Raw genomic sequence first — 13942 nt, 5'->3', positions numbered from 1 at the left:
GCGTTAGGGCTGCAGCGCTTCCAGCGCGCATTCCTGCCAGTACATCGCAGCGGCAAAAAAGCCTTCCCAGACGCAGCCATTGCAGCCCCGGCCGCAGCAGGTGGTGGGCGCTGCCGGCGGCTCGCGCAGGCTGATCTGCCGGGCGCTGGCACTGGCCTGCAGCGCGGCAAAGCACTGGCGCGCCTCCCGCAAGCTGCTCAGTGGCTGGATGCGGGGGATGGCCGGGTTCACTGCTCGGGCCTGGGAGGCACGGCCTTGCGGCGCAGGCCAAAGCGCAGCACAAAAGCCGCGCCCAATACCAGGGAAAACCAACCCACTGCCGGCGCCTTGGCGAAAACTCCCTGCACAATATCGCCCTGAGCGACATAGGGCGAGACCACGATCACCAGCCCTATCAAGACCAAGATGATGCCTTTGATGAGCAGGTCCTGATCGGATTTGCGCTGCGCATCCCACTGGCGTTGAGATAAAGAAGACATGGCAGCATTATCCGGCACAGCGCGCCTGCCTGCGCACCGCCTGCCTGCCATTCCCCCCGAAAGCAAGAGTATGAGTATCCAATGGTTCCCCGGGCATATGCACCTGACGCGCAAGCTGATTGCCGAGCGCATCAAAGACATCGATGTCGTCATCGAGGTGCTGGATGCGCGCATGCCAGGATCGAGCGCCAACCCGGCGCTGACCGAGCTGACCGGCCACAAGCCCACGCTCAAGATCATCAACAAGCAGGACATGGCCGATGCCAGCCGCACCGCGCAATGGGTGGCCTGGTACGAGGCCCAGCACGAAACCAAGGCCTTGCCGCTCGATGCCAGCGAGCCCGCTCCGGCCAAGCGCCTGGTGGAAGCCTGCCGCCAGCTGGCGCCCGGGCGCGGCGGCCTGGCCAAGCCCATGCGTGTGCTGATCTGCGGCGTGCCCAATGTGGGCAAGTCCACCCTGATCAACAGCATGAGCGGCAAGGGCCAAGCCAAGGCCGGTGACGAGGCCGGTGTGACCAAGGACGAGCAGCGCATTGTGCTGGCCGATGACTTCTACCTCTGGGACACCCCCGGCATGCTCTGGCCCAAGATCATCGTGCCGGAGTCGGGCTACAACCTGGCGGCCTGCGGGTCGGTGGGCCGCAATGCCTATGACGACGAGCTGGTGGCGCTGGAGTTGCTGCTGTACCTGCAAAAGCACTATGCGCGCCAGCTGGACGAGCGCTATAAGCTCGGTCTCGATGACGAAGAAATGGCGGCGCTCGCGGATGACGAGCTGCTGACCCTCATCGGCAAGAAGCGCGGCGCGGTGATGAGTGGCGGACGCATCAACATGCAAAAGGCGGCTGAGCTGCTGATCACCGACTTTCGCACGCAGATGCTGGGCCGCATTACCTTGGAGACCCCGGCAGAGTTTGAGCAATGGCGCGCTGCCGGCGAGGCGGCCGAGGCCTTGCAGCAGGCCAAGAAGGCCGAACATGCCAAGCACCGCAAGGCTGGCCGCAAGCGCTACTAATCCGCGTATCGCTCCAGCGGCGGTTTTGGCCGCCGTTGGCGCGTTGCCGCGTTTTATGCGCAAAAAGCCGCGCAAAAGAGGCCGAAGCCAGCGGTTGACGGTCAGTTTTATGCAACAGCCTGCATATGGGGCTTGCGTAATTAACAAATTACCGCTATAGTCCACCCTTCGTCTTCTTATCGCTGCAGTAACGAACGACCTTCTGCAGCGCACCATTGGGAGTTTTTGCTATGTCCTGTTTCATGTTCAACCCTCTCCACTGAACACGGTTTCTGCCCCGGCTAAACCATGTTCATATGGTTTAGCCTTGGCCCAGATCGCCGCCTGCACATTGCAGCCGGGATCGACAAAAGCCCTGGCTACTGCGCCGGGGCTTTTTGTTTTGGGGTTTTTGCTGCGCCAGCCACCAGGCCATGGGCGCGCGAGGCCCCTGAGGAACCGCACAGATGAGTGCAAAAACTGTTTCCCGCGCCTTTGAAGAGGGCCGGGTCAAGGCCTTGCGCCGCATGAAGCAACCTATGGCGTTGCTGATCGTGGCCGATGCCACTCCTTTCAACCCTGTTGCCAAGGCCATGGCCCAGCGGCGTCTGTCCGGCGCTGCGGGCAAGCACATCCGCAGCCAAGGCGCCCAGCGCCGTGCCGACCGGATGGCCTTGCAACAGATGACGCGCCGCGCCGACTGCGGGGATTGAGCGGCCGCGCCGGATGAAGAGAACCATCAGATGAAAGAAATGAAAACCTCCCCGGAGCTATTGCTTCGCGTACAGATGCATGAGCGTCAGCAAAACCTGCAGGCCATTGCGGCCCAGCTGAAAACCGAATTGATCGGTATTGATGACGTGATTGACCGTGTGACGGGCGCTGTGCGCGCCTGGTATGTGATGCCCCAGCTCATTACCCGCCCCGTGATCGTGTGCCTGTGGGGATTGACAGGCACGGGCAAGACCCAGCTGACGCGCCGCCTGGCGCAGCTGCTGGGTTTTTATGATCGCTTTGTCGAAGTCCAGATGGACGGCTTCAGCCAGAACGGTGACAGCTATGGCGCATCGACCATCTCCGGCACGCTCGAGAGTGCCGGGCTGGTGGAAGCTGCGCCCGGCATCCTGGTGCTCGATGAGTTCCAGCGTTACCGCACGGTGAGCAGCCGTGGCGATGACAGCAAGGTCGAGCGCTACCAGGATGTCTGGGCCTTGTTGTCGGATGGCAAGCTGCCGCCTGCCTTGTCGGAGTTGCACAGCATCGAGCGCAAGCTGGCGGACGCGCTCTACGACGCCGAACGGGCCGACGAGGACGATGCGCAGGAGCGGCACAAAAAGCAGAAGATGCGCTACAAGATCGATGCCTGGGACGCGCAGGCACTCAAGCGCAGCCTCAAGCTCGATGCGCCGTTGCTCGAGATCATGCAGTGGAGCAATGACTACATTCACCAATTGCTGATCCAGTTTCGCAGCTCCCAGCAATCCTGGGAGACCGATTACAGCAAGCTGCTGGTCTTTGTCTGTGGCAACCTCGATGAGATGTACACGGAGTCGGCCAGCCGCGTCGAAGACTGCGACACCGACGCCGACATTTTTCACCGGCTCACCAGCCGCTTGTCGCTGATCGATGTCAAGCGTGCGCTGGCCGAGCGCTTCAAGCCCGAGCAGATCGCGCGGCTGGGCAACCAGCATGTGATCTACCCGTCGTTCAGCCGTGCGGCCTACGAGCAGCTGATTGCGACCACGGTGCACAACTATGTGCAGGGCATCGAGGCCAACTGCGGGCTGCGCTTTGTCATCGGCCACGATGTGCTGGCGCAGATCTACCAGAACGCCGTCTTCCCCACCCAGGGGACGCGGCCGCTGTTCTCGTCAGTGCACACGATCCTCTCGAGTGCGCTGGTGGATGCGGCGCTGTGGGCGTTGGAGCAGGGCGCGCAGGCCGGCCAGCCATTGCAGGTGCAGATGGCCGCTGGCGCAGCCCAGCTGCAGGTGCAACTGGCGCTGCCGGATGCGCCCGAGGTGCGGCAGCAGTGCTTTGCGGTGCCGCTGGATCTGAACAAGGTCAAGCAGCGCACCAGCGCGGATTTCCGCGCGCTGCTGGCGGTGCATGAGGCGGGCCATGGTCTTGTCTATGCGCTGCTGTTTGGCCGCACCCCGCAGGAGCTCAAGATCAATATCGCGACCTTCGAAGGCGGCTACAACAGCTTTACCGAGCTGCAGGCCACCTCGCGGCGCAATATGCTGGACATGGTCTGCGTGGGTCTGGCCGGCCGTGCGGCCGAGCGCCATGTGTTCGGCCAGGAGGCCTGTACCACGGGCGCCGAGCAGGACATCCGGCAGGCCACGGCGGACGCGGCACGCTACCTGCGCCACCTGGGTTTTGGTGCGCGCCTGTCGCGCACCGATGTGGCCCAGGAGCCGGGCGACAACACCAATACCGAAGTGGCACCCACCAATGCCGGTATCGAAGCCTTGCTGCAAGCGCAGATGCTGCGTGCGCAGGACCTGCTGGTGCAGCACAACGCCTTGCTGATGGCAATGACCGCCTTGCTGCTGCGGGAGGGCCTGATCAGCCCGGCCGCGATGGCGCAGCTGTGTGCCGAGCATGGCCAGGTGGTGCTCGCCAGTGCGGCGCAGATCCCGGACGCCGCCGAACAAAAATGGGTGTTGGAGCCCTATGCAGAGATGCTGGCCAGGCACGATCAGCGCCCCCACATGGCCTGAGTACGCCAGCATTGACGCAGATGTTTTTACGCCGCCCGCTGCAAAGCAGGCGGCGTTTTTTATGGGCGCTGGTCTGCGCTTACCGGGCCTTGGCTGGCGTGCCGGCAACCGCTGCGGCATCTGCCCCCTTGCCCGTCAACTGCCGCACCGTGAAGCCCTGCTTTTGCAGCAGCTGCAGCAGGTTGTTGTCGCCCACCATGTGCAGCATGCCCACGGCGATAAAGAGATTGGGCTGCGCGGCAATCATCGCCGGCAGCCGCTCGGCCATGCGCTGGTTGCGGGTATCGAGCAGCGCCGCTTGCATGCCTACATCGCCCAGGCATTGGCAGTCCTGCATCAGCTGCTGCAGGCCAGCGAGGTCGCCGCTTTCCCAATAGGTCGCGAGCTGCTGGGCGACCTGGCGGTTCTTGCCGCTGTCGATGTCGTTCAGCGCCTTGCGGATGTCGTCGGGCGTGGCCAGCTGCGCGGGCACCCCGCCGCCGCCCAGGCCCATGGCCAGCAACTGCTCCTGCGCCGTCTCGATCGCCTGCACCGGCCTGCCGACGGCATGCGCCATCGCTGCCAGGTTCAGGTCGATGCCGTAGGCCGGGTGGTAGCCGCTGCGCGCCATGTCCTGCATGCCCAGGGCGATCAGACGGGCCAGGGTGGCGGCATTGGTGTGCCAGGTCGTCTGGTCCACGCATGATTCGAAGGCCATGCGGCCCATGCGTGTCTGCAGCTCGGGGTTCTGGCGCATGACCAGCTTTTGCCGGTCATTGTCTTCGCGCATCGCCTCGGTCAGCGCCTTCAGGGTGGCGGGGTCCAGCGGGTCCAGCTCCAGCGCAATCGCAGGGGCTGCGCGCAGCGCTTGCGCGGTGCGCGGGCCGGGAAAGATCCAGGGCAGCTGGCCTACATGGATGCTGCCCCAGAGATAGGCGAGATCATCGCCTTTGCGCAGTTCCCACAGCACACCCCGGTCCGGGTGGGGCTTGCGCGATTCCGCCTGGTAGACCGCAGGATCTTTGGCGGCTGGCACCGGGCACGAGGGGTTGTCCGCTGGTGCCAGCTGCGGTGCTGGCGTGGCCGAGCTTGCTGCAGGCGTGCGGGCCTGGGCGGCATGGCCGCCGGCGAGCAAGACCAGGCCCAGCAGCAGCGGTGGCAGCAGGCGCAGGCCGCGTGCGCGGCGGTGGGGGAGGGGCGAGAGGGTGGCTGAACGCTGCAAAACGGGCTCCAGATCATGGCCGCAAGGGCTTGCGGATGTGCGTGCCCTTGCAGCAATGGGACCTTAGCGCTGCGCCTGGGTATCGAACCAGCGGCGTGCCAGGCGATCCCAGAACTTGGCGCCCAGGGCGATGTTGTTGTCGTTGAAATCATAGCCCGGGTTGTGCAGTCCCACGCCAGGCTGGCCATCGGCGCCATTGCCGATCCAGCCATAGGCACCGGGCACTTCTTCGAGCATGAAGCCAAAGTCCTCGGCCGTCATGGCCGGCAGCACATCGGTGTGGGCATGGGTGGCGCCCACCATCTCGCGCATCACTTCGCCCATGAAGAGCGCTTCCTTGCGGTGGTTGGTGGTGTTGGGGTAGCCGGGTTTGATGATGACTTCGGCGCTGGCAAAGTGCGCCTCGGCGATGTGGCTGGAGACCCGGTGCAGCCCATCGATGAGGAACTGCTGCGAGGCCAGGGTCAGGTTGCGGCAGGTGCCATAGATGCGCGCCTCATCCGGGATGATGTTCTCCACCGTACCGGATTCGATCTTGCCGACGGTCAGCACGGCCGCATCGAGCGGATCGGTGCCGCGCGAGACCAGGGTCTGCAGCTGGCCGACGATGGAGCAGGCGACAGGAATCGGGTCCACCGTGGTGTGGGGCAAGGCCGCATGGCCGCCCCGGCCGCGCACCACAATCTCAAAGCGCAGCGCGGCCGCCATGATCGGCCCCACGCGCACCCCCATCTGGCCCTGCGGCAGCGCAGGCCAGTTGTGCAGCGCAAACACGGCCTGGCAGGGAAACCGGGTAAACAGCCCGTCGTTCATCATCGCGCGGGCGCCGGCACCGCCTTCTTCGCCGGGCTGAAAGATCAGGTGCACGGTGCCGTCAAAATCACGCTGGCCGGCCAGCAGCTCGGCCGCACCCATCACCATCGTCGTGTGGCCATCGTGCCCGCATGCATGCATGCGGCCCGGGTACTGGCTGATATGGCCGAACTGGTTGGTCTCCTGCACCGGCAGCGCGTCCATGTCGGCACGGATGCCGATGGCAGGCCCGGGGTTGCTGGCATCGCGCCCCCGGCCATGGATGCTGGCCACAATGCCGGTGGTGCCCAGGCCGCGCACCATCGGGATGCCCAGCGCCGTCAGATAGGCTGCGATCTTGTCGGCGGTGCGGTTCTCTTCGTACTTCAGCTCCGGATGCATGTGCAGATCGCGGCGGAATGCGGTGAGCTGGTTGATATTGGGGGCTTGTTGCTGGTCGAGGTACATGGTCTCTCTCTCGTATCGATGCGGGCGGCGACGGACCGCCATGCAGGGACTGCAAGCCTACCATTGTCCTCGTATCAGTCCAGCGCTTGCCGGCAACATGGCCGAACGGACAGTCGCAGGCGAGTCTTCACGCTGCGCTGGCCTGGGATGCCGCTGCGCCCGGATGGGACAGCCTGCGGTCCGCCAGCAAGGCCGCCACATTGAGCAGGGCCAGCACCGCGCCGGCGATGCAAGCGCCCGTCCAGCCGCCGTGGTGCCAGGCCCAGGCGCCGATGGCCGAGCCAGCCGATGCGCCGATGAAGTAGCCCGTCATATAGCAGGCATTGATGCGCGAGCGCGCTTCGGGGGCCAGCCGGTAGATGACGTTCTGGTTGCAGATATGGGTGCCTTGCAGCGCCAGCTCGATCACCAGCATGCCGGCGATGAACAGAAATACGGAGTGCTGGCTGTACCACAAGAGCGCCCAGTTGACGACCAGCAGCAGCACCGAGAAGGCGGTGGTCGGGCGCTCCAGGCCCTTGTCGACCAGCCGGCCTGCGGCATTGGCCATCAACGCACCGGCCACACCGGACAGGCCAATCAGGCCGATCGACGAATCACTCAAGCCGTGCTCCGGGCCGCCGAGCATCAAGGCCATCGTAGAAAACAGCACGCTGACCGACGCAAAGGCCAGGCCCCCCAGCAAGGTGCGGGTGCGCAGGCGGGGCTGCGTGCGGATCAACGTGGCCATGCTGCCCAGCACCTGGCCGTAGGGCAGGCGTGCGCCGCTATGTGCCACCTTGGGCAGCACCCGGTACAGGGCCAGCGCCACCAGCACCATCGCGATACCGCCGACCTTGTAGACCAGGCTCCAGCCCCCCACGGCCGACAGGAGACCGGCAACGGTGCGTGACAGCAGGATGCCGGTGAGCAGGCCGCTCATCACCAGGCCGACGGCGCGGCCACTCGATTCACGCGGCGCCAGGCTGGCGGCCATCGGCACCAGCACCTGGGCCGCGACCGAGAACAGGCCGGTCACCAAGGTGCCCAGCACCAGCGCGATGAAGGGCGAGGGCATCAGGCCGGCAAAACCGCTGACCAGCAGGCCCAGTGCGGCCAGCAGCATCAGGCCCACGGTCAGCTTGCGGCGCTCCAGCATATCGCCCAGCGGCACCAGAAACAGCAGGCCAATGGCATACGACACCTGGGCGCAGGTGACCAGAATGCCGGCCGTGCTCTCGCTCACCTGCAGCGCATGGGCGATGGAGTTGAGCAGCGGTTGGTTGAAGTAGTTGGCCCCTGCGCACAGGCCGCAGGCCGTGGCCATCAGCAGCAGCACGGCAGGGCTGAGCGTTGTGGCGGAAGCGGCTGGGCCCGGGCGGGCGGGAGAAGTTGTTGTTGGTTGATTTTGCACAGCGTGAGTGTGCGCGCATCAGAAAAACAATGTGCGCCCTTGGTCTTGGCGCAGCTGCTAGCGCGCCATTCCCGGGTCGTCGTGCAACCAGTCCGGGCTGCGCAGCAGCGCCTGCCATTGCTGCAGGCTGGGGTGCGATGGCGGCTCGCAAGTGCCAGCTGCCGGTTCGGCGTTCGGCCAGCGCAGTCCGCTGTCGATATGCACGGGCGCCTGGGTATAGGGATGCTGCAAGGACAGCGACCAGGCATGCAGCCACAGCCGCTGCAGGCCCAGGCGCTCGGCCCACCAGCGGTTCAGCGGCCCCTTGCCATGCGTCGCATCGCCAATGATGGGGTGGGCGATGTGCTTGAGGTGGCGGCGGATCTGGTGGCGGCGCCCGGTATGCGGCTCGGCTTGCACCAAGGACAGGCGGGTGCCGGCAAAGCGGCTCTCGTAGGCCTCGGGGTGCTCCAGCGTGGCCAGGCGCGCAAAGCGGGTTTGGGCCGGCTGCGCGGGCGCATCTTCCGGGGCGTCATCGGGGCGAAGTGCGTGGTCCACCTCCGCATGCAGCGGTGCCCAGCCGCGCACCATGGCCAGGTAGCGCTTGTCCATCTGGTGGTTTTCAAACTGGCTGCGCGTGCGGCTGGCTGCCTCGGCATGCAGCGCCAGCAGCAGCACGCCGCAGGTGCCTTTGTCGAGCCGGTGCAGCGGAAACACATGCTGGCCGATCTGGTCGCGCAAAGTCTGCACGATAAAGCGCGTCTCGCCCGCATCCAGGCCCGTGCGGTGCACCAGCCAGCCGGCGGGTTTGTAGATGGCCACCAGGTGCTCGTCGCGCCACAGCACGGGCAGGGGGCAGTCCTGGGCATGGGCATGCGCAACAGCAGGGTCGATGGCGAGAGACATGGGAGCGCGGGGAGGGGGGAAGGTGGAGCGATGGTGCTGGGATGTTCAGCTATGGATTTTATAGTGGCCGGGTTTCAAGACCGGTTTGACCACAGCCCGTACAACAGCATGCCTGCTAGCATCGCCGCGCTGAAAATCGCTGCGGAACCCAGGCCCGCCGCCGTCCCCACCAGCGCCGGGCCGGGGCAGTAGCCGGCCAGGCCCCAGCCAATGCCAAACAGCGCAGAGCCGAACAGCAGCGGGGCATCTATTGTCTGGCGCGCGGGCAATTGCATGGGCGCGCCCAGCAGGCTGCGGCTGCGCCTGCGGGCCAGTGCAAAACCGGGCAGCCCCAGTGCGATTGCGCCGCCCATCACCAGCGCCAATGAAGGGTCCCAGGTGCCGGCAATATCCAGAAAGCCCAGCACCTTCTGCGGATCGGCCATGCCGGACACGAGCAGGCCCAGGCCAAAGACCAGGCCTGCGAGGGCTGCCATGAGGATAGTCATCGTTCTCTCCTTACAAAACGTGGCGCGCCACAAACACCGTCGCGAAACCGGTGGCCATGAAGACCAAGGTGGCAACCAGGGAGCGCAGCGACAGGCGCGAGAGCCCGCAAACGCCATGCCCACTGGTGCAGCCCGAGCCCAGGCGCGTGCCAAAGCCCACCAGCAGGCCGGCCAGCACCAGCAGCGGCCAAGCGGCAGGGCTGGCGGCCGCTGGCAGCGGTGCAAACCACTGGTAAAGCCAAGGGGCCGCCAGCAAGCCAAGCACAAAGGCCAGGCGCCAGGCGCCGCGCTGGGGGCGCGGTGGCAGCAGCGCGCCCACGATGCCGCTGATGCCGGCAATGCGGCCATTGAACAGCAGCAGCAGCACGGCAGCCAGGCCAATCAAGGCACCGCCGGCGAGGGCGGTCAGCGGCGTAAAGGCAGACAGATCGAGTGACATGAAAGGCTTTCTTTATGGAAGTTGACGGCGCTGCTTCAGGCGGCCGGGCAGTACTGTGCATACAGCGTCTGCAACAGCGCCAGCAGGCGCGCATCGGCCACCTGGTAAAAGATGTTCTTGCCCTCGCGCCGGGTGCTGACGGCGTTCTCGCGCCGCAACACCGCCAGTTGCTGCGACAAGGTAGGCTGCAGAATGCCCAACTGCGCCTCCATATCGCTGACGCAGCATTCGCCTTGGCTGAGGTGGCAGAGCAGCAACAAGCGGTCTTCATTGCCCAGCAGCTTGAGGGCAGAGACGGCATGCTGCGCGGCCTCGCGCATGGCGTCGGGAGAGGGAGCGGCCTTGGTATTTACGGACATGGGCAGAAGACTTGGTACAGCGGGCTTGCCGAACAGGGTGGTTTTTATTATATTAAAAGATATATTGTTTTGTGTGAATGTGTTTGACCATGCACTCTGCCACTTCTTTTGGTGTTCAGGCCTTTTTTGATGCGGTGACCGGCACCGTCAGCTATGTGCTGCACGATGCGGCCAGCGGTGAGGCCGCCGTCATCGACCCGGTCTGGGACTTTGATGCCAAGAGTGGCCGTACCAGCACTGCATCGGCCCAGCGCATTGCCGACTACCTGCAGGCCCAGCAGCTGACCTTGCGCTGGGTGCTGGAAACCCATGCGCATGCCGACCACCTGTCTGCCGCGCAGTGGCTGCGCACACGAATGCCCGCAGGGGCAGTGCGCATCGCCGCGCCGGTGGTCATTGGCCGGCAGATCACGCAGGTGCAGAAGGTATTTGGCGGTATCTACGGCATGGAAGACTGCATTGCCCCGCAAGGCGCTGACTTTGACTGCCTGCTCAGCGATGGCGATGTACTGGCGCTGGGCGCAACCCGCATTCGTGCGCTCGGTGTGCCCGGCCATACCCCGGCGGACCTGGCCTATGCGGTAGAGGCTGCAGGTGCAGTGGCAGCCATTTTTGTGGGCGATACCTTGTTCATGCCCGATGTGGGCACCGCGCGCTGTGACTTTCCCGGCGGTGATGCGCGTGCGCTATACCAATCCATTGGCAGGTTGCTGGCGTACCCGCCGCAAACACGGCTGTATGTCTGCCATGACTACCCACCAGCCGACCGCGCTGCCGCCTGGTGCAGCACGGTGGCCGAGCAGCGTGCGCACAACATCCATGTGCACGATGGCGTGGATGAGGCGGCCTTTGTGGCGATGCGCGAGGCGCGCGATGCAACCCTGGCGATGCCGCAGCTGATGCTGCCCTCGGTGCAAGTCAATATCCGCGCAGGCCGCCTGCCCGATGCCGATGCTCAGGGGCGGCGCTTTCTCAAGCTGCCGGTCGATGCGCTCTGAGGGGCCAGTAACGCCCGGTCTTAGCGGCCCGCAGACTGATATTGCGCATCTTCGAAGCGGTTCACCTTCCACAGGCTGGGGAAGAGCCGCGTCCACAACGCCACCACCGCCAGCGAGCACAGACCACCCGCCACCGCAGCGGGCACGGCGCCGAGCAGGGCGGCGCTGCTGCCAGCGCGGAATTCGCCTAGCTCATTGGACGAGCCGATGAACAGCATGTTGACCGCGTTGACCCGGCCGCGCATGTTGTCGGGTGTGGCAAATTGCAGCAGCGAGCCGCGCACGTAGACGCTGACCATGTCGGCAGCGCCGGCGACGGCCAGCGCCAGGCAGGACAGCCACAGCCAGTGCGACAGCGAGAACACCAGGTTGGCGATGCCAAACACGGCCACCGCCAGCATCATGCGGCGGCCCACGTGGGTGCCAAAGGGGCGGCTGCTCAGGTAAAGGCCTGCACAAACTTCGCCGATGGCCATGGCGCTGCGCAGCAGGCCCAGGCCCTCGGGGCCGGTGTGCAGCACCTCATGGGCATAGATGGGCAGCAGTGCCACCACGCCGCCCAGCAGCACGGCAAACAGGTCGAGCGAGATGGTGCCCAGCACCATGGGGCGGCCAAAGATAAAGCGGATGCCCGCGCCAAAGCGCTGCCAGATCGTGTCGCGTGCAGCGCCCGGCTCGGTGGCGGCCTTGGGCGCCGCATACAGCACCTTGACGCGCAGCAGCAGCCCGGTGCCGATCGCAAATGCGAGCATGCAGACGCCATAGGTCCACACCGCCCCGCCAGCCGCATACAAAAACCCGCCCAGCATCGGCGCGCCAATGGCCGAGCAGCGCATCACCACGCTGTTGGTGGCGATGGCCTTGGGCAACAGCGCCATCGGCACCAATTGCGGCAACAGGCTTTGCAGCGCCGGGCCTGAGAAGGCCCGTGTGGCGCCATACAGTACCAGCACCGCATAGATGCCGGCCACCCCTGCGTTGCCATGGCCCGACAGCCACAGCAGCAGCGCGCTGCAGACGCTGCCCAGCGCCCAGCTGGTGGCCAGCACCTTCTTGCGCGGCAGCCGGTCAATCAGCTCGCCTGCAGGCAAGAGCAGCAGCAGCATCGGAATGAACTGCGCCAGGCCGACAAAGGCGAGCGCCATGGGGTTGCGCGTGAGGTCATAGACCTGCCAGGCCACGACCACGGCCTGGATCTGGGTGGCGCCGACAGCGAAGACCCGCGCTATCAAAAAAATAAGAAAGCCGCTGTGCTGGTCGCGCAGCAGCGGCGGAGGGGCAGGGTGAGTGGTCGCTGGCATGGAGTGGGGCGCAGCCTGCAGAGATACAGCTGCTGCAACCGCTGAGTGGCTATAGGTGTTTGTGGCGCCATTCTGCCATGCCTGCCCAACTCTTATATAAGAGTTGGGCTTATCCATGCGGCAAGCAGGCCATGCCCAAAAGCGGGGCATCGGTGCGCGGGCATCGCGCCCATCAATGCGGCCTGCAAAAACCAAACCCCCAGTCACCGCTGTTGGGCGACTGGGGGCGGGGGATGAAGATGGAGCTTGACGCTTTTAACCTGCGATAGCTGCGGGCTGCCAAACCTCCATGTCAGGTGAGTAAGCGGGCGCTGTCAGCAGCACCCGCTTGCCCCATCAAGGGGCCTTGGCGGTCTCGACGGTCATGTCCAGCACGTAGGCGTAGCGCGAGGCATCAGCAGGCGGGTTGGCAATGGTGTAGCGCTTCACACGCAGCACATTGCTGTAGCCGGGTTCGTGTTGGTAGCCTTCGATGTTGCCGTAGAAGTGCTGCCAATCGCCGGCCACGGTTTTGCGGCCATTGCTGTCATAACGCAGCTCGCGCACCTGCAGGCATTGCACGCCCTTGGCAACGCCGTGGTTGCATGGCTTGGTCTGGGGGCCGACTTCGTAGAACATGGTCTCACCCGCGCCACCATATTTGGTTTCGTTGGTGGGCACCGACTTCAACAGCCAACGGCTGCCATCGTTGAACTGCAGGGTCAGGCGCGGTGCGTTGTTGTCCTGGCTGATGCGCAGGCTCTCGGCGCGCGTGATCTGTGCGCTCACCGCTTGCTCCAGCTGCATCAGGGGTGGCTCGCAGGCCATCATCGTGCCAATCGGGTTGGTGATGCTGATCTTGTCGCCATCGAGCTGGTAGCCAGCGCCCATGACATTGCAGAGGTTGCCAATGCTCACGCGGTGCGCCGTCTTGGCATCGCCGCTGAAGCCCAGGCGCAGCACCTTCTTCGGTGCCAGTGCGGTGAAGGCAGGCAGTGGGCGGCCGGATTGGTCTTCGGCACGCTCCAGATCCCAGTGGTAGGCCTGCAGGGTTTTTTCAGCGGAGGATGCGTTCATGGCGGGTGCGGTGCTGCCTGGGGCAGGTGCCGCAGGCGTGGACGATGGGTTGCTGCTGCAGGCGGCCAGGGCCATGGCCGCCGCGGCGCTGAGGCTCATCAGTTTCCAACGTTGCATATGAAGTTTTCCTTATTAGAGGCAGCGCACTGGGCGCGCGCTGCAGTGGGTGAAAGCAAACCTTGAACGTGTTTACGATCTCAGCTTGCCATCGTAGAGGCTGCCTGCAGGCGCGGATGTAGGCCAAGCTTGTCGCTTGGCAGCCAGTCCATGCGGGCTGTCGCAGCCGTGTCTGCCTAAAACTTAGGCGCATGAAAAATATCGAAGCCAGTCAATGGGTTGCCATCTTGTCCAGAGCCTTGTCCA

15 protein-coding genes are annotated in these 13942 nt (G+C 64.9%); 4 read left to right on the top strand and 11 right to left on the bottom strand.

The genetic code is table 11. The features are described 5' to 3' along the window. Window positions 1-3: 3 nt before the first annotated feature. Window positions 4-231 (bottom strand): oxidoreductase-like domain-containing protein, encoded by a 228-nt coding sequence (locus ACHWUQ_RS20160; RefSeq protein WP_394682250.1) that lies wholly within the window; start codon window positions 229-231, stop codon window positions 4-6. Continuing rightward, window positions 228-479 (bottom strand): hypothetical protein, encoded by a 252-nt coding sequence (locus ACHWUQ_RS20155; RefSeq protein ID WP_021027316.1) that lies wholly within the window; start codon window positions 477-479, stop codon window positions 228-230. The genes ACHWUQ_RS20160 and ACHWUQ_RS20155 overlap by 4 nt, the downstream gene beginning before the upstream one ends. A gap of 70 nt (window positions 480-549) precedes the next feature. Here ACHWUQ_RS20155 and ylqF point away from each other — a divergent pair, with 70 nt between their 5' ends. The 3 genes from ylqF (at window position 550) to ACHWUQ_RS20140 (ending at window position 4199) form a co-directional block, all read left to right on the top strand. Further along, complete coding sequence (ylqF, locus tag ACHWUQ_RS20150; RefSeq protein WP_394682249.1) at window positions 550-1494, top strand: ribosome biogenesis GTPase YlqF; 945 nt, start codon at window positions 550-552, stop codon at window positions 1492-1494. Between the two features lie 446 nt (window positions 1495-1940). Further along, window positions 1941-2186, top strand: a complete 246-nt coding sequence (locus ACHWUQ_RS20145; protein WP_312409661.1) for a hypothetical protein — start codon at window positions 1941-1943, stop codon at window positions 2184-2186. Between the two features lie 39 nt (window positions 2187-2225). Then, entirely contained in the window at window positions 2226-4199 is a 1974-nt protein-coding gene (locus ACHWUQ_RS20140) for an AAA family ATPase (protein WP_394682248.1), read from the top strand. A gap of 79 nt (window positions 4200-4278) precedes the next feature. Here ACHWUQ_RS20140 and ACHWUQ_RS20135 read toward each other — a convergent pair whose 3' ends face one another. From ACHWUQ_RS20135 to ACHWUQ_RS20105, 7 genes are all read right to left on the bottom strand, one after another. Further along, the gene (locus tag ACHWUQ_RS20135; protein ID WP_394682247.1) at window positions 4279-5400 is read right to left on the bottom strand and encodes a TraB/GumN family protein; all 1122 of its coding nucleotides are present in this window, start codon (window positions 5398-5400) and stop codon (window positions 4279-4281) included. Between the two features lie 63 nt (window positions 5401-5463). Then, window positions 5464-6660: a M20 aminoacylase family protein gene (locus tag ACHWUQ_RS20130; protein ID WP_312525413.1), complete on the bottom strand. Its 1197-nt coding sequence runs from the start codon at window positions 6658-6660 to the stop codon at window positions 5464-5466. A 127-nt stretch (window positions 6661-6787) separates the two neighbouring features. Further along, entirely contained in the window at window positions 6788-7978 is a 1191-nt protein-coding gene (locus ACHWUQ_RS20125; RefSeq protein WP_394682246.1) for an MFS transporter, read from the bottom strand. Between the two features lie 132 nt (window positions 7979-8110). Continuing rightward, on the bottom strand, window positions 8111-8938 hold the full coding sequence (locus tag ACHWUQ_RS20120) for a pseudouridine synthase (protein WP_394682245.1): 828 nt from the start codon (window positions 8936-8938) through the stop codon (window positions 8111-8113). A gap of 74 nt (window positions 8939-9012) precedes the next feature. After that, the gene (locus tag ACHWUQ_RS20115; protein WP_312525408.1) at window positions 9013-9426 is read right to left on the bottom strand and encodes a DUF6691 family protein; all 414 of its coding nucleotides are present in this window, start codon (window positions 9424-9426) and stop codon (window positions 9013-9015) included. 10 nt (window positions 9427-9436) lie between these two features. Continuing rightward, window positions 9437-9865 (bottom strand): YeeE/YedE family protein, encoded by a 429-nt coding sequence (locus ACHWUQ_RS20110; RefSeq protein ID WP_394682244.1) that lies wholly within the window; start codon window positions 9863-9865, stop codon window positions 9437-9439. Between the two features lie 35 nt (window positions 9866-9900). Beyond that, on the bottom strand, window positions 9901-10224 hold the full coding sequence (locus ACHWUQ_RS20105; protein ID WP_394682243.1) for an ArsR/SmtB family transcription factor: 324 nt from the start codon (window positions 10222-10224) through the stop codon (window positions 9901-9903). 89 nt (window positions 10225-10313) lie between these two features. Between ACHWUQ_RS20105 and ACHWUQ_RS20100 the strand changes: the two genes are divergently transcribed. Beyond that, a complete protein-coding gene (locus ACHWUQ_RS20100; RefSeq protein WP_394682242.1) occupies window positions 10314-11222 on the top strand; it encodes an MBL fold metallo-hydrolase in 909 nt (302 codons plus the stop codon). A gap of 20 nt (window positions 11223-11242) precedes the next feature. On the opposite strand, the gene ACHWUQ_RS20095 is transcribed toward ACHWUQ_RS20100, so the two are convergent. Together ACHWUQ_RS20095 and ACHWUQ_RS20090 are read right to left on the bottom strand one after the other, a co-directional pair. After that, window positions 11243-12523 carry an MFS transporter gene (locus tag ACHWUQ_RS20095; RefSeq protein WP_394682241.1) on the bottom strand — a complete coding sequence of 427 codons (1281 nt, stop codon included), beginning with the start codon at window positions 12521-12523 and terminating at the stop codon, window positions 11243-11245. A gap of 336 nt (window positions 12524-12859) precedes the next feature. Further along, complete coding sequence (locus tag ACHWUQ_RS20090; protein WP_239811401.1) at window positions 12860-13696, bottom strand: META and DUF4377 domain-containing protein; 837 nt, start codon at window positions 13694-13696, stop codon at window positions 12860-12862. Window positions 13697-13942 lie beyond the last annotated feature (246 nt).

Origin of the sequence: uncultured Comamonas sp. (assembly GCF_964277875.1) — a bacterium.
In the GTDB taxonomy this organism is placed as follows: Bacteria; Pseudomonadota; Gammaproteobacteria; order Burkholderiales; family Burkholderiaceae_C; genus Comamonas; species Comamonas sediminis.
This window is presented reverse-complemented; position numbering and strand designations above follow the sequence as displayed.